This window comes from Alishewanella sp. BS5-314 (genome assembly GCF_025377695.1).
Taxonomy (GTDB): Bacteria; Pseudomonadota; Gammaproteobacteria; order Enterobacterales; family Alteromonadaceae; genus Alishewanella; species Alishewanella aestuarii.
In genome coordinates, this window is sequence record NZ_JACEHJ010000002.1 from 780,786 (window position 1) to 799,871 (window position 19,086).

The following is a 19,086-nucleotide window of genomic DNA, read 5'->3' on the forward strand; positions in this document are numbered from 1 at the left end:
TCGCGCCCTAGCGCGGATCAGTGACTAGCCAAGCCAGGAATTCAGCATGATTTTATTTGTCCGCGATCTTACCGTTATCGACTTCTCTTATCTGCACCGCCAGCGCGGCATGCTGGGTGAGAGTTATATCGTCGATGTCGAATTGCAAGGCGCGCTGGACGATACCGCTATGGTGTTTGATTTTGGCAAGGTGAAAAAGGTGATTAAGCAGGCGATCGATAGCCTGGTTGACCATAAATTAGCGGTGGCGGCAGAGTGCCCGGCACTGCAGCTGAATACCACCGGCGAGCTGACGTTGCTGCGCTATCAGAGTGAGCGCGGTTTGCTGCAGTTAGCCTGTCCAGAGCAGGCCTTTGCCGTGATCCCTGGTACTGAAATCAATGAAGCGACGGTAACGGCATTTTTACAGCAAAAAATTAAGCCGTTATTACCAGCCAATGTTGAGCAGCTAACACTGACACTGCGCCCGGAAAATATCAGTGGTTTTTATTATCACTACAGTCATGGCCTGAAAAAGCATGATGGTAACTGTCAGCGTATTGCCCATGGTCACCGCTCAACTATTCAGATTTATGAAAACAATATGCTGGCGCCGAAACTCAATAAAGGGTGGGCGGAGCGCTGGCAGGATATTTACCTGGGTACCGAGAGCGATCTGGTCGCGGCAGAGCAGCTGGTACATCTTACCCCCGGCGCGCAGGACTACAGTTTCCGCTATCAGGCGTCGCAGGGCTGGTTTGAACTCTGTATCCCGCAAAGCCATTGTGAAATTGTGCCCTGCGATACCACGGTCGAATGTCTGGCCGACTTTATTGCTGATACGTTAAAGGCGCAGCACAGTACTCATTCGTATAAGGTGGTAGCTTATGAAGGTGTGGGCAAAGGCGCTATTGCTGTGCGCCCTTAATTGGGCTGCACTGGCAAGTAGCAGTGCCAAAGAACTGGTTTTAGACGGGCAGTTAACCCAGGGTAGCCTGATCCGCGCCACTGTGCCGTCAGGTGCTAAGGTTTGGTTTAACGACCAGCCCCTGGCAGTCAGTGAACAGGGGCATTTTGTGTTTGGCATTGGTCGCGATGCCGCATTTAAGCATCAGTTAACGGTAGAACATCAGGGGAAGCGGCAGCAGATCCCGCTGACCTTTAGTGGCCGTCAGTATGATATTCAACGCATTAGTGGCGTCGAACAAAAATATGTTGAACCGCCAAAAGAGGTTACAGCCCGCATCGCCCGCGATAATCGGCGGGTCAGGGAAGTAAGGCAAACCTTTAGCGCGAAAACGCTATTCCTGGACACACCGTTAAAACCCGCGGCAGGGCGGATCAGCGGCGTCTATGGCAGCCAGCGCATTTTTAATGGTCAGCCGCGTAATCCTCATTTTGGCCTGGACATCGCGGCACCCGTCGGGGCGCCGGTACTGGCTCCCTGGGATGGCAAGATACTGCTGGCTGAAGATCTGTATTTTTCCGGTTTAACCCTGATCGTGGATCATGGCATGGGGGTAACCTCAACCTTTATGCATTTGCACCGTTTTAATGTCGCGGTCGGCGATACGGTAACGGCCGGTATGCAAATTGCCGAAGTGGGTGCCACCGGTCGGGTAACCGGGCCGCATCTGGATTGGCGGATAAACTGGTTCCAGGAGCGACTGGATCCGCAGTTATTATTGCCTGAGTTTGCGCCAGCCGCACCAAAGCGGATCCCGCTTAACTAGTTAACCAGGACGTAACCTTGTTCTGATCTGCGACGCTGAGCATCGCGACCTGCGCCTTCGCCGCCTGTAGCGTTAAGGATAAGGTGAGCAGGCGATCTTTACGGAAAATCGTTAACGGCTGTACTGAACCATAAGGCAGCCGCTTTAACAGTTGCAGCAGGCTTTTTTCCGTCACCTTATAGCCAGCCAGTGCCAGCAACTGGTCGCCGGCCATCAAACCGGCCTGATGGGCTGCAGAGTCCAGATAGAGCTGTTGTACCGTTAAGCCGCCATTTTGTGCTTTCAGGCTACACCCCAGGCTGGCCGTTGCCGCTTGTTCATTATTGCCATGGGTATCGTCAAAATGCTGTGGGCTACGCCAGCTTAGCGTCAGGCCGAGCTTGGCAAAGCTCTCAGCCAGCGGTAATGGCTGGGCGCGGTTAACCCATTCTGTAACCTGATTGGCCAGTGCAGTGAAACCCTGTGCAGCTAATGCCTGACAGAAACTCTGATCGGCGGTGCCGGTTGCCAGATATTGCTGATAGAAATCTCGGCAAAAGGCACTGAGGTTTGTGCCGGCTGCTTGTAGCTCGGCCTCAACGGCCAGCGCCACCAGGGCCCCCTTAGCATAATAGCTGACGATACTGTTAGGGGCATTTTCATCCTGCAGATAATACTTGGTCCAGGCGTTAAAACTGCTGTCGGCTAAGCTTTGCCGGCTATCGGATGGGTTTCGCGTAACCCGCGTAACCAGCTGCTCCAGCGCGGTCAGATAAGCGCTTTGGCTGATCCGGCCACTTTTAACCAGCGCAAGATCATCAAAATACGAGGTAAAGCCTTCATACAGCCACAACTGCGGTGTGTATTGTTCCTGCGCTAACTGATAAGCATGAAAAGGTGCCGGCTTTAACCGTTTTACCCACCAGGTATGAAAGTACTCATGGCTGATTAATCCCAGCAGGGTTTGATAGGCTTCATCCGGCGCTTTAAGTTGCGGCGCTGGCAGGTCATGGCGACTGCATAGCAGTAAGGTGCTGTCCTGATGTTCCAGGCCGCCGTAGCCGTTTTCGGTGATCCAGAGTAAAAACCAGTAATGACTGAGATCGTCCGGTAAACCGCCAAATACTGCGCGCTGCGCCAGACAGAGTTGCTCGGTGTCTGCCAGTAAACGTGCGCTGTCGTAATGATTTTGACCGCTGACCACCAGATAGTGTGGTACACCGTCAACGGCAAATTGTTGCAACGTAAAGTGCCCCAGCAGCAGTGGGCTATCAATCAGCTGGCAGTAGTTCGCTGCCTGATACAGACCAAAATCCAGCATGGCAGTACCGCTGCAGCGTGGTAACGCGGTCGCGACGCGCCAGTTTTCGGTTACGCGAAACCCCGGGCGGATCAGCTCCAGCTGCTGTGGCAAGCTAGTCTGATCGCTAACGGCCAGACATAAACAAGCAGGATTCAGAATAGCAACTTCATCGTCGAGGTAAGCAGCACGCACCGACATATCATTGGCGTAGATCAGATAGCTGACGGTAACCGCCTGATTACGACAGCTAAGCTGCCAGCGCTGCTTATCCAACTGTGTTAAATCCAAGGCGCCGTCGGCATCACTGGCACTGATCTGCATAATGTGGCGGGCAAAATTGCGGATCATATAGCTGCCGGGGATCCAGGCGGGCAAACTCAGTTCATGCGAGGTGCTGCTTGGCATAAAGGTCAGCTGGATACTCAGCTGATGTGCGCTGATATCGCTAAGTTCGATTCGATAGTGAACGCGGTCCATATTTCCCCTGTTGAAATTGTTGCAACCTGATTTGCTTTTTGACTACCTGTTTTAGGTACGTGTTTTAAGCGCATAGTTCAGGCACTGACTTTAACAGCTGCGACTGCTGTTTAAAGCAGCAAAAACGGTAGCGACATTGCCACACGCCATCATCGCTTCACGTATAATAGCAGCTTTATATTACCATTAGGTTTTGTTATGGCAAATGAAGCGCTTATCCAAAAAAGAATCGAGTACGCGGTTACGCGTGTTACTAAAACGGTGTTCCCGGGCCGCACCAACCACCATAACACCTTGTTTGGTGGCGAAGCCTTAGCCTGGATGGATGAAGCCGCCTTTATCGCCGCCACGCGCTTCTGTCGCAAGCCATTAGTAACGGTATGTTCAGATCGGGTCGACTTTAAAGAATCGATCCCGGCCGGGACTATTCTGGAGTTGGTAGCTCGGGTGGCGCATGTAGGCCGCACCAGTATCAAGGTTCAGGTCGATATCTTTGTTGAGCATATGTACGACGATAATCAGCATAAAGCCATTTCCGGTAGTTTTACCTTTGTGGCGCTGGATGACGAGCGTAAACCGACACCAGTACTGGGCTAGTTTGCCGCTGGCAGTGTCGGGCTACTTGTGTTACTGGCCCGACCTTGTTATGTTCGTTCAAAATAAGCCCCGTTAAAAGAGGTCGTCATGAAAACAGCCGAGCAATGGTTTAGCGAATACGCTGTCAGCCATCAAAATCCCGTCAATAAACTGATCCACTGGTTTGCGGTGCCCATTATTTACATCACGGTGCTGGGGCTGCTGTGGCAAATTCCGATGCCCTTTGCTGGTTTTGCCGAGCAGGGCATCAACTGGGCATTACTGCTGATTCTGCCCGCACTGCTGTTTTACTTTTTGTTGTCTTTTAGTATTGGTCTTGGCATGACCATCTTTACTGCAGCAGCGGTGACCTTATTGCGAGCGCTGGAGCAGCAGAGTGTGCTGGAGATCTGGCAATTATCGCTGCTGGTGTTTGTGCTGATGTGGATCCTGCAGTTTATCGGCCATAAGATTGAGGGCAAAAAGCCATCGTTTTTTCAGGACCTGGCGTTTTTATTGATTGGCCCGGCCTGGTTACTGGGCTTTATTTTAAAACGCTTACGCATTCGCTATTAGACTGCTTAGCAGATGTTAATCGTAAGCGACCGCCTGCTTGCGATTAATGTCTGTCGAAACACGGCAGGTGGTAGCGGCATTGTGGCTAAGTCACCGTATAATAATCGTATTATTCTGTAATTTCCGGCATCGAATTTGAATAAGCTGTTTGAAGACCGCAACCGCCAGTTTTGGATCCTACACACCCTGGGCTGGTTGGGTTTCGCGATTGTAAATTACCTGAGCTCACTGGTGCTGGATACCCGCGATGCTTATCTGATTGTCATCAGTTTAGATGCCTATGTTGGTTGGCTGCTGACGATACCGCTGCGCTATCTGTATCGTTCAATCTGGGCCTGGCACCCATGGAAGATGATCCTGACCGTGTTGGTGGTCGCCTTACTGATTGCCATGTTCTGGACAGTGATCCGCAATTTTAACTATTGGGAAATTTACCGCCACGGTTACCGGCCCAGTGACTGGCTGTTATATATCAAAGATACGCCGGCGGCGTTTTATGTAATGTTAAGCTGGAGCGGTCTGTATTTTGGCATCAAGTATTACCAGACTCTGCAGGCAGAAAAACAAAAATCGCTGACTGCGATGAATAAAGCGCATGAAGCGCAGCTAAAAATGCTGCGTTATCAGCTCAATCCGCACTTTTTGTTTAATACACTAAATGCCATTTCTACCCTGGTGCTGATCAACGATAACGACACTGCCAATAAAATGGTCAGTCGGTTAAGTGATTTTTTACGCTATTCTTTATACAAAGATCCCATTAACAAGGTACCGCTGGAGCAGGAAATCTACGCTGCCAGGCTGTATCTGGAAATAGAGAAAGTGCGTTTTTCTGAGCGCCTGTCGATCGGTATTGATATTGAGCCCGGTACTGAGAAAGCGCTGGTGCCCAGTTTGATCTTGCAGCCGCTGATTGAAAACGCGATCAAATATGCGGTGGCGCGCGAGGTTAATGGCGGCGAGATTGTGATCACCGCCCGCAAATTCGGTCACGACCTGCTGTTAGAAGTCGCAGACAATGGCCCGGGGTTACCAGACATTGTTGTGGCCGATAAAACGGCGGATAATGGCAGCGGTGTCGGGCTGGTGAACACCCGTGAGCGACTGGCCGCGCTGTATGACAATGATTTTGCGCTGGTACTAACCCAAAATCAGCCACGTGGCGTAAAAGTGAATATCAGAATTCCATTACAACTAGAACAAACGGAAACGGACAATGCTTAAAGTCATAGTAGTAGACGATGAACCTCTGGCCCGCAAAGGTATGTTAGTGCGCCTGGCGGCTTTTCCTGAGCTGCAGGTAGTTGCCGAATGTGCTAATGGCCCGGATGCCATCGCTGCTATCAGCACGGCGGCACCGGATTTGGTGTTTTTAGATGTCGAAATGCCCGGCATGGATGGTTTTGCGGTTTTAAAAGCCTTGCAGCAGCAAAATACGCGGCTGCCTTATATTGTGTTTGTTACGGCCTATGACCACTATGCGTTTAATGCTTTTGAGGTACAGGCTGTTGATTATGTCTTAAAACCGGTAGAGCCGGAGCGCCTTAAAGCTGCGGTAGAAAAAGTATTAACCTTCCATAATGCTGCTGATAGTCAAAAGCGTACCGATCAGCTGGCGGCTGCGGTAGCACGCCTGACCGGCGACCAGCCAGACCATATACTGGAACGTCTGGATAAAGCCGAGCCAGTGGTGAATGACCGTTACCCGGAAGCTATTAGCATTAAAGACAGCGGTGAAATTACGCGGGTACAGGTACAGGATATTGATTGGGTTGATGCCGCCGGTGACTATATGTGTATCCATACCCGGGATGGTCAAACCCATATTTTGCGTCGCACCATGAAAGAGCTGGAAAGTGAGCTGGATCCGCGGTTATTTGTGCGGGTACATCGCTCTGCGATTGTCAACGTCAATACCATCGCCAAGCTGCAGATGCTGACTAATGGGGAGCATCAACTGGTGCTGACCAATGGCCAGGCAGTCAAGGTCAGCCGCAGTTATAAAGATCGCGTAAAGCAGGTGTTTAGTCATTAAAGCCGGCTACTTTCGTTTTTAATCGCAATAAAAAGGTGCAGCAGAGTGCACCTTTTTACTATCAGTAACTGCCAACTTGTTGCTGCCAGCGAACCAGGAAAGGATCGATAGCTTTCTGGCGTTCGCCGGTTTTCGAAAGCGGATACAGCACCGCTTCACCATTAATTTCGCCAGCCATTTGCAAATGTGCCCCTTGTAACAGTTGCTCAACGGCAAAGGCACCCAGTTTTGTGCCTAGGATCCGATCGGCACCTACCGGGCTGCCACCACGCTGAATATGACCTAAGATACAGGCGCGACATTCAATGCCAATGGCGCGACTGAGGGCTTCAGCCAGGGCGGTGGTACCGCCCGGATAGCTATTTTCGGCAACGACAATAATATAACTACTTTTACCCAGTAGCAGTTGTGCGTGTTGAATAGGCGTGATCACTGAACGCAGATCATCCGGACTCAGGCTGCCAAACTCCGGACAGATAATCTGTTCAGCGCCAGCGGCAATCCCGGCTGACAGCGTAATATAGCCACTATGGCGTCCCATTAGCTCAACCAAAAAAATCCGTTCAAAAGCATCGGCGGTGTCACGAATTTTATCAATGGCATCCAGCGCCGTATCAATAGCGGTGGCATAACCAATGGTGTTGTCGGTACCATCAACATCGTTATCGATGGTACCGGGTACGCCAATAATTTGCCCCTGATAGTGTTTGGCAATTTCCAGCGCACCGCGAAAGCTGCCATCACCACCAATCACTATCAGCGCATCAATATCCAATTGATGCAAGGTCGCAGCCGCCTGTGCCGGGCCATCCGGTGTTTGCAGTGCAGGGCAGCGGGCACTTTTCAAAATGGTGCCGCCGCGCTGAATTATATTTTGTACATGATGGCCAAGCAGCGTCTTATATTCCTGCTCGAACAAACCGTTATAGCCATGTTTAAAGCCAATCACTTCAATATTGCAGGCGGCAGCCGTCAGTTGAATCGCGCGGATGGCGGCGTTCATGCCTGGCGCATCGCCACCTGAAGTCAGTACCGCCAAACGTTTGATCCTATTCATTTGTATGCTCCTTAATGATGAATTGAGATCAGTATAAGCGTTAGTCGGCAGATTACCTTGATTTGTCGCAAGAATACGAAAAGCACAGGACAGGTACGTTCGTTTGCGCGACAATAGCAACACTGCCGTCCGTGCAGTCGCTTTTAGGATCCCGCTGATGCATCAAATTACCGGAAAAACGCTGTTAGGCTTTTTGCTTGCGCTTACCACTGCTGTGCTGTGGGGCGTGTTACCCATTGCCTTAAAAATTCTACTTGAGGTGGTGACTGCTAATACCATCACTGCGATTCGCTTTCTCGCTGCCGCCGTCATCGTTGGCGTCTGGTTGGGCTTTAGGGGTAAGCTGCCGACGCTCGTTCTGTTAAAACGCCCCAAATTGGCCGTGTTGCTGGCGATTTCGATTGTCGGTTTGCTGCTTAACTATATTTTGTATTTAACCGGTTTGGATAGATTAAGCGCGGAAACGGCGCAAACCGTGATCCAGCTGGCGCCATTCTTAATGATGTTAGGTGGGATCTGGATTTTTAAAGAACGCTTATTGCTGTGGCAGAAAATTGGTGCCTGGACCTTGGTTACTGGTTTACTAATGTTTTTTAACGAGCGTCTGCTGACGTTGATTGCTCAGGCCAGCTCTGAAACGCTCGGCGTATTATTGGTGATCGCAGCTGCCGTTACCTGGGCGGCCTATGCGCTGGCGCAAAAGCAGCTACTGGTAACCTACAGTTCGAAGCAGATAATGTATCTGATTTACTTTGCCGGAGCACTGGCCTTTCTGCCGGTGTCGGATCTGAGTCCGCTGGTGACGTTCAGTGTATTGCAATGGAGTTTACTACTGTTTTGTTGTCTGAATACTGTGGTGGCTTATGGCGCCTTTGCTGAGGCATTACATCATTGGGAAGCCTCTAAAGTCAGTGCTGTGCTGGCGATAACACCACTGGTGACTATCGGCAGCGCAAAAGTACTTGCCTGGATCTGGCCAGAGCTGATCAGTGCCCAGCAATTAAATGGCTGGTCATTATTGGGCGCGTGTTTGGTGGTTGTAGGTTCGGCACTAACCGCATTGGCGCCGCAGTTTGTGCAATACCGGGCGGCGCGTAAGGTTCGAAAGCTTCAGCGTGATGTGTTGTAACGTGCACTGCGGGTAAACGAAAAATGGCCCTAATCAGGGCCATTTTCTTCAGAATGAGATCGTTATTTTACGGTAACAATTCTGCAGGTATTGGATGCGCCTACCGTCTCCATTACATCACCGTGAGTCATAATCACTAGATCACCACTTTTCAGCCCGGCTTTATCACGGATCACGTCAATCGCTTTATCCGCCATCTCTGCCGCAGAGACTTCAGTACTATCAAAGAATGCCGGATAAACGCCGCGGTACATCGCCATTTTATTCAGAGTGCGGGTATGGCGGGATAGGGCATAAATCGGTTGTGGTGAGGTAATCCGCGACATCAATTTAGCGGTATAGCCTGACTCGGTCAGGGTAATGATAGCCTTAATGCCTTCCAGATGGTTTGCTGCATACATCGCGGATAAGGCGATGGTTTCGCTAACCTCAGAGAACGTCAGGTTCATCCGGTGTTTTGAGCTTTGCACTGACGGATGTTTTTCCGCACCGTTACAAACGCGCACCATGGCTTTGACGGTTTCGATCGGGTACTTACCAGCAGCGGTTTCGGCCGATAACATCACACCGTCGGTGCCATCCAGTACTGCGTTCGCAACGTCCATCACTTCAGCACGGGTTGGCATCGGACTTTCAATCATGCTTTCCATCATCTGGGTTGCCGTGATTACGATGCGGTTTAACTGCCGTGAGCGGGCGATAATGCGCTTTTGCTGGCCAACCAGTTCAGCATCACCAATTTCAACACCCAGATCGCCCCGGGCTACCATCACGGCATCTGAGGCCTTAATAATATCATCCAGGGTAGCGTCATCCGCAACGGCTTCGGCCCGTTCGACTTTAGCCATAATGCGCGCTTCAGAGCCTGCCGCTACGGCCAGCTCACGGGCATAACGCAGGTCGTCGCCGCAGCGCGGAAACGACACCGCCAGGTAATCGACATCAATTTCGGCAGCAGTAATAATATCGCGCTTATCTTTATCGGTGAGGGCTGGCGCAGTTAAACCGCCACCCTGACGGTTAATACCTTTATTATTACTTAGCTTGCCACCAACGACGACGGACGTCGTGACGCGCTCGCCCTGAACTGCAGTAACCTGCAACTGAATACGGCCGTCGTCAAGTAATAACAGATCGCCGGCTTTGACATCCTGCGGCAGCTCTTTGTAGTCGATACCCACCTGGGTCTCGTCACCTTCGCCTTTGGGCAGACTGGCATCGAGTACAAAGTCCTGACCTTCTTCCAACATCACCGCATTGTTTTTAAAGGTTGAAACCCGGATTTTCGGACCTTGCAGATCACCCAGAATTGCAACATGGGCACCGACTTTTTCTGCGGCGGCGCGCACCATCTGCGCCCGGGCTTTGTGGTCTTCGGCTGAGCCGTGGGAAAAATTAAGCCGGAACACTGTGGCGCCGGCTTGGATTAATTTCTCTATAGTCGCTTGGCTATTGGTTGCTGGCCCCAGGGTGGCAACAATCTTTGTTCTTCTTGGCATCGGAAACTCCTGCTGATTAGGCGCTTGATCAAGCGTGCCTGTAGTCTAATGTAATTTTATTACAGAATATAGCTGAAAACTGAATAAAAATTACAAAGCTAAATGTGATTGGGGCCTAAGCCCCGGAAATCAGAGTGACATATCCTTTTTATCAAAGCGTGAACCGCGCAGACTATCTTTTACCTTTTTCAGGTTTTCGCGGAATTTACTGCCGCGTCTGAGGGTAAAACCGGTGGCCAGAATATCAATCAGTACCAGTTGCGCTACCCGAGACGCCATCGGCATATAGAGATCGGTGTCTTCCGGCACATCCAGCGATAACACCAGTGAACACTCCCGCGCCAGCGGACTGTCATAAGCAGTAATGCCGATCACGGTGGCGTCATTATCCTTGGCAATGGCGGCAATTTCACACAGGTTCTTGGTACGGCCGGTATGGCTGATACACACTACGACATCACCTTCGGTGCTGTTAATCGCCGACATGCGCTGCATCACGATATCGTCAAAACAGACTACCGGGACATTAAAACGGAAAAATTTGTTTTGCGCATCGTGTGCCACTGAGGCCGAGGCACCTAAACCAAAAAAGGAGATTTTTTTCGCCTGCGTCAGCACATCAACCGCTTTATTAATGACGCTGATATCGACGCGTTGCCGTGCCGTATCCAGCGCCGCCATTGTCGATTCAAAGATCTTCGCGGTGTAAGCCTCAGGACCATCTTCTTCTTCAACATGACGGTTAACATAGGGGGTGCCGTTCGCCAGGCTTTGCGCCAGGTGCAGTTTAAAATCCGGGAATCCCTTAGTGTCTAGGCGGCGACAGAAACGGTTAACAGTGGGTTCGCTTACGTCGGCCATCTTGGCCAGGGCAGCAATGCTGCTGTGGATGGTCGTCTGGGGATTAGCCAGAATAACATCGGCAACTTTGCGTTCTGATTTGCTAAAGTTGTTGACACTGCTTACGATTTTTTCCAGTACATTCATTAGCGATTACCTGCGCTTGTCCGTCCCCGGGGTTCGAGGGCTATGCTATAGTGCGTTTTTATCGGCGTTTTGGCTACAACGGCCTGTTAGCTGAGCTGTCTGCTTTCAATCGGGCTGACAAAACGGTATTAAATTTACCACAATTTATCCGGAATGCGATCAAGGGTACACTATAATAATCCAATCAGGCATCAGGCCAGTTATTTTGTAATTTAATTACATTATTTGGCGTTTACAACGGCATTTCAGTCCGCTAGACTGGGCTAAGTGTTGTAAAATTACATCTTCTTTAAAGGCGAGTTATGACAACCACTCCAAACCAGGCTTGTGATTTAGTGTTATTCGGTACCAAGGGCGATCTGGCCCGCCGTAAGTTACTGCCTGCCTTATACCAATTAGAAAAAGCCGGCTTGCTGTGCGAGCAGTCACATATTATCGGTGTAGCACGGGATGACCTGGATCGTAATGGCTACATCGAGCTGGTTAAAACCAACCTGGTGCGTTTTCTGAAAAAAGAAGCGCTGGACGAGACGGTATGGCAGGCTCTAGCCGCCAAGCTGCATTATGTGCAGCTGGACATGACCAATATTAACGATTATCAAAAGTTAACTGCCGTTACCGACCCCAGCAAACGTATTACGGTGAGCTATTTCGCGACACCACCTTCACTATTTGGGGATCTGTGCCGGGGCCTGGCGGCTGCTGGTTTAGCCGCTGAACCATCACGGGTGGTGCTGGAAAAACCGATTGGCCATGATCTGGCATCATCAAAAGTGATTAACGATCAGGTTGCTGAATACTTTAAAGAATCGCAAATCTACCGCATTGACCACTACCTGGGTAAAGAGACTGTACTGAACCTGTTGGCGCTGCGCTTTGCGAATGCCATTTTTGCGTCGAACTGGGATCATAATGCCATTGACCATGTGCAGATCACTGTTGCCGAAGAGGTCGGGGTAGAGGGCCGCTGGAGCTATTATGACGACGCCGGCCAGATGCGCGATATGGTACAAAACCATTTGTTGCAAGTGCTATCACTGATTGCGATGGAGCCGCCGGCGCGGCTGGACGCTGACAGTATCCGTGATGAAAAGCTAAAAGTGTTAAAGGCACTGCGCAAAATCGATCAGTCTAACGTGCAGGAAAAAACCGTACGTGGTCAGTACAGTGCTGGCTTTGTCGCCGGACAGGCGGTGCCGGGCTATCTGGAAGAAGAGGGTGCACGGCCCAATAGTAAAACCGAAACCTTTGTAGCGATTAAAGTCGATATCGATAACTGGCGCTGGGCCGGGGTGCCGTTTTACCTGCGCACCGGTAAACGGATGCCGAAAAAGCACAGTGAAGTGGTGATTTGCTTTAAGCCACAACCACACAATATTTTCCGCGAGACTTACCGTGATTTACCGGCTAATAAACTGATTATTCGCTTGCAGCCGGATGAGGGGGTCGAAATTCAGATGATGAATAAGATCCCGGGTTTGGGCGAGCATATGCGCCTGCAGCAAAGTAAGCTGGACCTGAGTTTTGATGAAACTTTCGAATCACAGCGTATTGCCGATGCCTATGAGCGTTTATTGCTGGAAGCGATGCTGGGCAATCAGTATTTGTTCGTCCGCCGTGATGAGGTTGAACAAGCCTGGAAGTGGGTCGACGGCATAATGCAAGCCTGGAAAGCCAGTAATGAACCGCCAAAAAGTTATCAGGCTGGCAGCTGGGGTCCGGTCGCGGCCATTTCAATGATGGCACGCGATGAGCGCAACTGGGATGAATAATATGCAATTACAGCAGTTTGCTAATACTGATGCCTTAAATGCCGCCTTTGCCAGCCAACTGGTGACGATTCTGGAACAGGCCATTACGGAACGTGGTGCTGCCTATTTGGTGGTATCGGGCGGCCGTACACCGCAGGCGTTGTTTGCCAAACTGGCCAGTACACCACTGGCCTGGGATAAGGTTACCATTTTACTGGCCGATGACCGCTACCTGCCACCGGATGCCGAGCACAGTAATGAACGGCTGGTGCGCAGTACCTTAATGCAAAACTATGCTGCGACCGCGCGTTTTATCAGTTTGTATGCCCCGGCGGCAGATGCATACGCAGCGGTAAGCGAAATTAGTACACGGCTGGCCGGTTTACCGACCTTTGATGCGGTGATCCTGGGCATGGGTGAAGATGGTCATACCGCATCCTTGTTTCCCTGTTGTGCCGAACTTAAAGCCGGGATGGCGGATGATGCCCCGGCGGTGCTGGCCACCAGCCCAACCACGGCACCTTATCAGCGTATTACCCTGAGTAAAGCGCGCTTACTACAAAGCCGGCAGTTGTTTTTACATTTGGTTGGCAGTAGCAAGCTGGCGGTGCTGGAGCAAGCGCAGGGCGCGAATGACGTTTTCGCGATGCCGATCCGTGCCTTTTTACACCAAACAGCGGTGCCAATGGCAGTGCTGTACTCGCCAAGTTAGAGGTAAAGAATGAACCCAGTTATTCAGCGCGTCACTGACCGCATTATCGAGCGCAGCAGCAAAAGCCGGGCTATTTACCTGGAGCGGCTGGAAGAAGCCCGCCGGAAGGGCCCACATCGTGGCGCCTTAAGTTGTGGTAACCTGGCGCATGGCTTTGCCGCCTGTAATGCGTCTGAGAAAAGCGACCTGCGTAGTCTGACCAAAGCCAATATCGCTATTATCTCGTCCTACAACGATATGCTGTCAGCGCATCAGCCTTACCAGTTCTACCCGGAAATCATTAAACAAGCGGTGGCCGAAGTGGGTAGCGTGGCACAGTTTGCCGGTGGTGTCGCCGCCATGTGTGATGGCGTGACCCAGGGCCAGCCGGGGATGGAGCTGAGTTTAATCAGCCGCGACAATATCGCGATGGCAGCAGCTATTGGCTTATCCCACAATATGTTTGATGGTGGCCTGATGCTCGGGATCTGTGACAAGATAGTGCCAGGGTTATTGTTAGCGGCGCTGAGTTTTGGTCATTTGCCTTTTGTGTTTGTGCCCGCCGGCCCCATGCCGTCCGGTATTCCGAACAAAGAAAAAGCCCGGGTTCGCCAGCTGTTTGCCGAAGGTAAGGTCGGTAAAGAGGAGCTGCTGGAAGCGGAAGCAAAATCTTACCATGCTGCCGGTACCTGTACTTTCTATGGTACAGCCAACTCTAACCAGCTAGTGGTTGAGGTGATGGGCCTACATTTACCTGGCTCATCTTTTATCAACCCATACACGCCGCTGCGTGATGAGCTTACCCGCGCAGCCGCCCGCCAGGTGACCCGCCTGACCGATCTGGGTACTGATTACCTGCCAATTGGTAAGTTGGTCGATGCCAAGGTCGTGGTCAATGGCATAGTGGGCTTATTGGCAACCGGTGGTTCTACTAACCATACCATGCATTTAATTGCTGTGGCCCGCGCGGCTGGCTTTATTGTTAATTGGGACGATTTTGCTGAGTTATCACACGCCACACCGTTACTGGCAAAAATTTACCCGAACGGTCAGGCTGATATTAACCACTTTCAACATGCCGGTGGTGTGCCTTTCCTGATCCGGACTCTATTAGACGCTGGCCTGTTACATGAAGATGTGCAGACCGTAGCCGGTTTTGGTTTACGTCGCTACACCCAACAGCCGTTGCTGGAAAACGGTGAATTACGCTGGGTAGATGCACCGCTTCAATCTCAGGACCCTGACGTACTAACCACGGTTGATAAGCCGTTTAAAGCTACCGGTGGATTACAGGTGTTATCCGGCAATATCGGCCGCGCGGTATTGAAAACCTCAGCACTGCGACCAGGCACCGAAGTGGTTAAAGCGCCAGCTGTGGTTTTTCATAGCCAGCATGAATTGGAAGCCGCTTTTAAAGCCGGTGAACTGAATAAGGATTGTGTGGTGGTGGTACGGTTTCAGGGCCCCAAAGCCTGCGGTATGCCCGAGCTGCATAAGTTAACGCCACCACTTGGTGTGTTACAGGATAAAGGGTTTAAAGTGGCTCTGGTTACGGATGGCCGGATGTCGGGTGCTTCAGGTAAGGTCCCAGCGGCGATCCATGTCACACCCGAGGCACTGGACGGTGGCAATATTGCCCGGATTCAAACCGGTGATCTGCTGCTGGTCGATGGTGAAACCGGCAAACTGGAAGTGCTGGTTGACGCTGCTGAATTTGCGGCCCGTACCCCGGCAACAGCGGATCTGAGCCATAACCTGTACGGTATGGGGCGCGAGATGTTTGGAGCTATGCGTCTGCAGTTAACCGGCGCCGAGCAGGGCGCTTGCAGCTTATTTGTCACGGAGGAGCATCTGCATGGCTGAGCGCCAATTTGCGATCGTCGCTGATATTGGCGGCACCAACGCCCGCTTTAGCCGGGTGGCACTGGATACGCTGGCGCTGGATCAGGTGGCGGTTTATCCGTGCGCTGATTTCCCAACCCTGGCAGCGGCGTTACAACATTATCAACAGCAACTGGGCTTAACGGCGATTAAAGATGTCGCCATTGCTATTGCCTGTCCGGTGAACGGCGATAACGTGAAAATGACCAATTTCCATTGGCAATTCTCGATCAAAGCGATGCAAGCCGAGCTGCAGCTAAACACCTTACTGGTGATGAATGACTTTACGGCGGTGGCGATGTGTTTACCCGCGCTGGCAGAGGATCAGAAAATCCAGATTGGCGGTGGTCAGGCGCAGGCCGGCAAACCCATGGCGGTGTTAGGTGCCGGTACCGGTTTAGGCGTCGCGCATTTGCTCCCGGTCGACGGTAAGTTTTTACCTTTGCCAGGCGAGGGCGGCCATATCGACTGGGCGGCGCAAACTGAGCAGGAATGGTTTATTCAGCGCCAACTCGCAGCACAGTATGGGCATGTGTCGCCAGAGCGTTTGCTCTCTGGCCCGGGTTTGGAAGCCATTTATCAGGCGTTAGCGGCGTATCAACAGCAAAGTGTACCCATGCTTAGTGCCGGAGAAATCGGTCAACAGGCGCTATCTGGTCAGTCGCCATTAGCAAAAGACGCCGTCGCGCAGTTTTATGCCAGCCTCGGCAGCGTTGCCGGAGATCTGGCATTGACCTTGAGCACCTTTGGTGGCGTCTATGTTGCAGGTGGTATAGTACCCAAGTTACTGCCATTGCTCGGTAGCAGCGAGTTTCGCGCCCGCTTTGAAGCCAAAGGCCGGTTCGCGGGCTTTAATCAACAGATCCCAACCTTTATCGTCACCGCTGAGCAGCCGGGTTTACTGGGCGCAGCCGTCTATTTAAAACAAACATTGGCAGGTTAAGTTATGGCATTTACGAATTGGCAGTTACAACCGTCAGTGTTGTTTGCAATGGGCCCGGTGGTACCGGTTATTGTGATTAAAGATTTAGCCGACGCCGTACCAATGGCGAAAGCTTTACTAGCGGGTGGCATCAAAGTATTAGAAGTGACATTGCGCACGCCAGTAGCGCTGGAAGCCATTAAGCTTTTAGCCGAGCAGGTACCAGATGCAGTAGTTGGCGCTGGTACCGTGACTAATCCGGAACAACTGGCACAAGTCGCAGCTGCCGGCGCCAAGTTTGCGATCAGTCCGGGCTTAACACGCGAATTACTGCAAGCCGGCAAAGAGGCCAGCATTCCGCTGATCCCCGGTATCGCCAGTATCTCTGAGCTGATGGAAGGCACAGGTTTGGGTTATACCCATTTTAAATTCTTCCCGGCGGAAGCCGCCGGTGGCGTAAAAACGTTAAAATCGATTCACGGTCCTTTCGCTGACATCCGGTTTTGCCCAACGGGTGGCATTAACGAGCAGAACTTCCGTGAGTATCTGGCACTGCCAAATGTCAGTTGTGTTGGCGGCTCCTGGATCGTACCTGACAGCGCGGTAGCCGCTAAAGACTGGGCAAAGGTCACTGAGCTGACCGCCAAGGCCGTCGCTGAAGCGCTGTAACTTAATACAGTTTAACCAGCAACGGGCCTATTCTGGCCCGTTGCGTTTTGTTAACGCACTAACTTTGAGTTTTTCCGCATAACAGCGTATGATACGCCCCTTTTTTCCGGCAGCAACAATAGGTTCCCGCAGTGATTTCTACCAATAATGTAACCATGCAGTTTGGCGCTAAGCCGCTGTTTGAAAATATCTCCATTAAGTTTGGTGACGGTAACCGTTATGGCTTAATTGGCGCCAATGGCTGCGGTAAGTCAACCTTTATGAAAATTCTGAGCGGTGAGCTAGAGCCTACTGCTGGTAATGTCTTTGTTGAGCCGAATTACCGTGTTGCCAAACTGCATCAGGATCAGTTCGCCTTCGAACAGTACTCAGTGATTGATACCGTTATTATGGGGCACGCTGAACTGTGGGCGGTGAAAGCCGAGCGGGATCGGATCTATGCGGATCCGGAGATGTCAGAAGAAGACGGCATGCGCGTTGCAGACTTAGAAGTTGCCTTCGGTGAGATGGATGGCTATTCCGCCGAATCACGTGCCGGCGAGCTGTTACTGGGTGTCGGTATTCCGATTGAACTGCATTACGGCCCCATGTCAGCTGTCGCACCGGGCTTTAAGCTGCGGGTACTATTGGCCCAGGTGCTGTTTGCTGATCCGGATATTATGTTGCTGGACGAACCGACCAACAACCTGGACATCAATACCATTCGCTGGCTGGAAAACGTATTGGCCGAGCGTAACTCGACCATGGTGATTATTTCGCACGACCGGCACTTTTTAAACAGTGTCTGTACCCATATGGCCGATCTGGACTTTGGTGAGTTGCGGGTTTACCCGGGTAACTACGATGAGTATATGACAGCGGCGACACAGGCGCGGGAGCGTTTATTAGCCGATAACGCCAAAAAGAAGGCGCAGATCGCCGAGTTACAGACCTTTGTTAGCCGTTTCTCAGCTAACGCCTCTAAGGCCCGTCAGGCCACCAGCCGCGCTAAACAAATTGATAAGATTAAGCTAGAGGAGGTAAAAGCGTCCAGCCGGGTTAACCCCTTTATCCGCTTTGAGCAGCAAAAAGGCCTGTATCGTCTGGCATTAGAAGTCGAAGGGCTAACCAAAGGCTTTACGGAACACAAGCTGTTTAAAAACCTGAAACTGACGGTTGAGGTGGGTGAAAAAGTGGCGATCCTCGGTACCAACGGTATTGGTAAATCGACACTGTTAAAATGCCTGGTTGGCGATTTAACACCAGAAAGCGGCACCGTAAAATGGTCAGAAAACGTGAATATTGGCTACTATGCGCAGGATCATGCGCATGATTTTGCTGAAGATATGACCTTATTTGACTGGATGAGCCAGTGGAAACAGCCATCAGATGATGAGCAGGCGATCCGTGGCATTTTAGGCCGCTTATTATTCTCTCAGGATGAGATTAAAAAGTCTGTTAAGGTGCTGTCTGGTGGTGAGCAGGGCCGGATGTTATTTGGAAAGCTGATGTTGCAGCGGCCAAATATTCTGATTATGGATGAACCGACCAATCACCTGGATATGGAGTCGATTGAATCACTAAACCTTGCATTGGAAAATTACAAGGGCACTTTACTATTTGTCAGCCATGACCGCGAATTTGTGTCATCGCTGGCCAGCCGGATCATTGAAATCACTGATCAGGAAGTGCGTGACTTCGTGGGCAGCTATGACGAATACCTGGCGCGACAACTGGCCTTACAAGCCTAACATCAATAGCTGACTTCCCGTTACCAGACAACTCCTAAGCCAGACTTAGGGGTTGTTTTTTTTATTTTCAGGCCCCAGATCAATAAACGTAAATAAAACTTAATTCAGAAAT

At 51.2% G+C, this 19,086-nt stretch carries 17 protein-coding genes; 13 read left to right on the forward strand and 4 right to left on the reverse strand.

Going from position 1 to position 19,086, the window contains the following annotated elements:
• Positions 1-46: 46 nt before the first annotated feature.
• Positions 47-907, forward strand: a complete 861-nt coding sequence (locus H1D31_RS08210; protein WP_261257618.1) for a 6-pyruvoyl trahydropterin synthase family protein — start codon at positions 47-49, stop codon at positions 905-907.
• Positions 867-1,712, forward strand: coding sequence for a M23 family metallopeptidase (locus H1D31_RS08215; RefSeq protein WP_261257620.1), 846 nt, complete (start codon positions 867-869; stop codon positions 1,710-1,712). Before H1D31_RS08210 ends, H1D31_RS08215 begins: the two co-directional genes overlap by 41 nt.
• Here the strand turns inward: H1D31_RS08215 and H1D31_RS08220 are convergent.
• Positions 1,705-3,471: a M61 family metallopeptidase gene (locus H1D31_RS08220; protein WP_261257622.1), complete on the reverse strand. Its 1,767-nt coding sequence runs from the start codon at positions 3,469-3,471 to the stop codon at positions 1,705-1,707. The genes H1D31_RS08215 and H1D31_RS08220 overlap by 8 nt on opposite strands.
• A gap of 198 nt (positions 3,472-3,669) precedes the next feature.
• On the opposite strand from H1D31_RS08220, the gene H1D31_RS08225 reads away from it, so the two are divergent.
• The 4 genes from H1D31_RS08225 (at position 3,670) to H1D31_RS08240 (ending at position 6,658) form a co-directional block, all read left to right on the forward strand.
• On the forward strand, positions 3,670-4,068 hold the full coding sequence (locus H1D31_RS08225; protein ID WP_008949198.1) for an acyl-CoA thioesterase: 399 nt from the start codon (positions 3,670-3,672) through the stop codon (positions 4,066-4,068).
• An 87-nt stretch (positions 4,069-4,155) separates the two neighbouring features.
• The gene (locus tag H1D31_RS08230; RefSeq protein WP_008608561.1) at positions 4,156-4,623 is read left to right on the forward strand and encodes a DUF962 domain-containing protein; all 468 of its coding nucleotides are present in this window, start codon (positions 4,156-4,158) and stop codon (positions 4,621-4,623) included.
• Positions 4,624-4,758: 135 nt separating this feature from the next.
• A complete protein-coding gene (locus tag H1D31_RS08235) occupies positions 4,759-5,847 on the forward strand; it encodes a sensor histidine kinase (protein WP_008608559.1) in 1,089 nt (362 codons plus the stop codon).
• On the forward strand, positions 5,840-6,658 hold the full coding sequence (locus H1D31_RS08240; protein WP_008608557.1) for a LytR/AlgR family response regulator transcription factor: 819 nt from the start codon (positions 5,840-5,842) through the stop codon (positions 6,656-6,658). Before H1D31_RS08235 ends, H1D31_RS08240 begins: the two co-directional genes overlap by 8 nt.
• A 61-nt stretch (positions 6,659-6,719) precedes the next feature.
• Here the strand turns inward: H1D31_RS08240 and H1D31_RS08245 are convergent, their stop codons facing one another.
• A complete protein-coding gene (locus H1D31_RS08245; protein WP_261257629.1) occupies positions 6,720-7,715 on the reverse strand; it encodes an ATP-dependent 6-phosphofructokinase in 996 nt (331 codons plus the stop codon).
• A gap of 157 nt (positions 7,716-7,872) precedes the next feature.
• Here H1D31_RS08245 and H1D31_RS08250 point away from each other — a divergent pair, with 157 nt between their 5' ends.
• Positions 7,873-8,844, forward strand: a complete 972-nt coding sequence (locus H1D31_RS08250; protein ID WP_261257631.1) for a DMT family transporter — start codon at positions 7,873-7,875, stop codon at positions 8,842-8,844.
• A gap of 62 nt (positions 8,845-8,906) precedes the next feature.
• Here the strand turns inward: H1D31_RS08250 and pyk are convergent, their stop codons facing one another.
• Positions 8,907-10,343: a pyruvate kinase gene (gene pyk, locus H1D31_RS08255; protein WP_261257633.1), complete on the reverse strand. Its 1,437-nt coding sequence runs from the start codon at positions 10,341-10,343 to the stop codon at positions 8,907-8,909.
• A 129-nt stretch (positions 10,344-10,472) separates the two neighbouring features.
• Positions 10,473-11,330 (reverse strand): MurR/RpiR family transcriptional regulator, encoded by an 858-nt coding sequence (locus H1D31_RS08260; protein ID WP_261257635.1) that lies wholly within the window; start codon positions 11,328-11,330, stop codon positions 10,473-10,475.
• 302 nt (positions 11,331-11,632) lie between these two features.
• Between H1D31_RS08260 and zwf the strand changes: the two genes are divergently transcribed.
• From zwf to H1D31_RS08290, 6 genes are all read left to right on the forward strand, one after another.
• Entirely contained in the window at positions 11,633-13,102 is a 1,470-nt protein-coding gene (gene zwf, locus H1D31_RS08265) for a glucose-6-phosphate dehydrogenase (RefSeq protein ID WP_261257637.1), read from the forward strand.
• A complete protein-coding gene (pgl, locus tag H1D31_RS08270; protein WP_261257639.1) occupies positions 13,080-13,793 on the forward strand; it encodes a 6-phosphogluconolactonase in 714 nt (237 codons plus the stop codon). Before zwf ends, pgl begins: the two co-directional genes overlap by 23 nt.
• A 9-nt stretch (positions 13,794-13,802) precedes the next feature.
• Complete coding sequence (gene edd / locus H1D31_RS08275; protein WP_261257641.1) at positions 13,803-15,635, forward strand: phosphogluconate dehydratase; 1,833 nt, start codon at positions 13,803-13,805, stop codon at positions 15,633-15,635.
• A complete protein-coding gene (locus H1D31_RS08280; RefSeq protein ID WP_261257643.1) occupies positions 15,628-16,596 on the forward strand; it encodes a glucokinase in 969 nt (322 codons plus the stop codon). The genes edd and H1D31_RS08280 overlap by 8 nt, the downstream gene beginning before the upstream one ends.
• A gap of 3 nt (positions 16,597-16,599) precedes the next feature.
• Complete coding sequence (locus H1D31_RS08285; protein ID WP_065954746.1) at positions 16,600-17,244, forward strand: bifunctional 4-hydroxy-2-oxoglutarate aldolase/2-dehydro-3-deoxy-phosphogluconate aldolase; 645 nt, start codon at positions 16,600-16,602, stop codon at positions 17,242-17,244.
• A 131-nt stretch (positions 17,245-17,375) separates the two neighbouring features.
• Positions 17,376-18,974: an ABC-F family ATPase gene (locus tag H1D31_RS08290; protein ID WP_008949208.1), complete on the forward strand. Its 1,599-nt coding sequence runs from the start codon at positions 17,376-17,378 to the stop codon at positions 18,972-18,974.
• Positions 18,975-19,086 lie beyond the last annotated feature (112 nt).

Coding starts and splice junctions, on each gene's coding strand:
- H1D31_RS08210 (WP_261257618.1), top strand. CDS start 47: ATGATTTTATTTGTCCGCGATCTTACCGTTATCGACTTCTCTTATCTG.
- H1D31_RS08215 (WP_261257620.1), top strand. CDS start 867: ATGAAGGTGTGGGCAAAGGCGCTATTGCTGTGCGCCCTTAATTGGGCT.
- H1D31_RS08220 (WP_261257622.1), bottom strand. CDS start 3,471: ATGGACCGCGTTCACTATCGAATCGAACTTAGCGATATCAGCGCACAT.
- H1D31_RS08225 (WP_008949198.1), top strand. CDS start 3,670: ATGGCAAATGAAGCGCTTATCCAAAAAAGAATCGAGTACGCGGTTACG.
- H1D31_RS08230 (WP_008608561.1), top strand. CDS start 4,156: ATGAAAACAGCCGAGCAATGGTTTAGCGAATACGCTGTCAGCCATCAA.
- H1D31_RS08240 (WP_008608557.1), top strand. CDS start 5,840: ATGCTTAAAGTCATAGTAGTAGACGATGAACCTCTGGCCCGCAAAGGT.
- H1D31_RS08245 (WP_261257629.1), bottom strand. CDS start 7,715: ATGAATAGGATCAAACGTTTGGCGGTACTGACTTCAGGTGGCGATGCG.
- H1D31_RS08250 (WP_261257631.1), top strand. CDS start 7,873: ATGCATCAAATTACCGGAAAAACGCTGTTAGGCTTTTTGCTTGCGCTT.
- pyk (WP_261257633.1), bottom strand. CDS start 10,343: ATGCCAAGAAGAACAAAGATTGTTGCCACCCTGGGGCCAGCAACCAAT.
- H1D31_RS08260 (WP_261257635.1), bottom strand. CDS start 11,330: ATGAATGTACTGGAAAAAATCGTAAGCAGTGTCAACAACTTTAGCAAA.
- zwf (WP_261257637.1), top strand. CDS start 11,633: ATGACAACCACTCCAAACCAGGCTTGTGATTTAGTGTTATTCGGTACC.
- pgl (WP_261257639.1), top strand. CDS start 13,080: ATGAGCGCAACTGGGATGAATAATATGCAATTACAGCAGTTTGCTAAT.
- edd (WP_261257641.1), top strand. CDS start 13,803: ATGAACCCAGTTATTCAGCGCGTCACTGACCGCATTATCGAGCGCAGC.
- H1D31_RS08280 (WP_261257643.1), top strand. CDS start 15,628: ATGGCTGAGCGCCAATTTGCGATCGTCGCTGATATTGGCGGCACCAAC.
- H1D31_RS08285 (WP_065954746.1), top strand. CDS start 16,600: ATGGCATTTACGAATTGGCAGTTACAACCGTCAGTGTTGTTTGCAATG.